This window comes from Proteiniclasticum sediminis, from assembly GCF_018128025.1.
Lineage (GTDB): Bacteria > Bacillota > Clostridia > Clostridiales > Clostridiaceae > Proteiniclasticum > Proteiniclasticum sediminis.
The window spans coordinates 1,439-2,547 of record NZ_JAGSCS010000044.1; the positions used below are offsets into that span (position 1 = coordinate 1,439).

The 1,109-nt window shown below is 62.8% G+C and carries 1 protein-coding gene; it reads left to right on the plus strand.

Going from position 1 to position 1,109, the window contains the following annotated elements:
- A partial coding sequence (locus tag KCG48_RS14380; RefSeq protein ID WP_211802869.1) for a carbohydrate binding domain-containing protein occupies positions 1-1,109 on the plus strand: 1,109 nt, incomplete at both ends.

The window sequence follows — 1,109 nt, forward strand, 5'->3', positions numbered from 1 at the left end:
CTGGATCTGACCCTGACGGTGAATGGGGGGAGCGCGGAGCCCTTTGTCCTCACGGACAAGGGGGGAAACCGCCTGATCTTCAACTCCGCGGGAAAGCTGACCCACCTGAAGGACCTGGAAAACAACACCCTTCAGGTGCAGTATTCTGCGGAGGGGCGGATCCAAAGCGTCACCGACGGCTCGGGGCGCACAGCGCTCTTGGGGTTTTCGGAGGGCCGTCTTCAGGAAATCACGGATCCGGCCGGACGAAAACTTCGCTTTGGGTACCGTGGGGCCCAGCTGGTGAGCATCACCTATCCCGACGGGAAAGTCACCACCTATGACTACGACGGGGAGATGAAGCTCCGAAGCGCCGTCCGGCCGGACGGCTACCGGATGGAATGGACGTATTACGGCATCGCCCCCTATCGGGTCAGGACCATGGCGGAGACCGGCGCAGCCGGTGCTTTGGGGGGATCACTCACCCTGACCTACGGATACAACACGACGACCTTGACGGATCGGGCGGGACGCAGCCAGACCCTTCAGTTCAATGCCCAGGGAAACCCGGTGAGCCTGCGCGATGAGGGGGGCTACGGCGCGTACTTCGGCTACGGAACCTCCGGGGGAACCCGGAACAAGCTGACCTTGGAGTCCAAAGTTCAGCGCACCGTCCTCAACACCCTGCAAAACCCCAGCGGCGAATCGACTTCAGCCTGGCAGATCGTCCAGCATAACGGCAGCCAGGGAACCCTGGTCGCGGACAGTCTGGCGAAGACATCCGGGAACTCGTCCCTTCGGATCACCAAGACCGGAGCGGGAGGGACCGTCTTCGCCGAGCAGGAAGTAACCCTAACCCGAGGGAAGACCTATACCCTGTCGGCTAAGCTCAAAACGGACAGCATCTCCGCCGGCAATGCCATGGGCGCCCTCGTGGCCGTGCGCTACACCGATGGTCACGGCTGGAAGTATGCTTACGGGCGGTATGTGTCCGGGACAAAGGACTGGGCTCGGGTGGAGGTGACGTTCACCCTGGAGTCCCCGGCGCTGAGCCCGCAGGTCGTGGCCTGTGTGGGCATTGAGGGGGAAAGCGGAACCGCCTGGTTTGATGAGCTGCAGCTGGAGGAAGG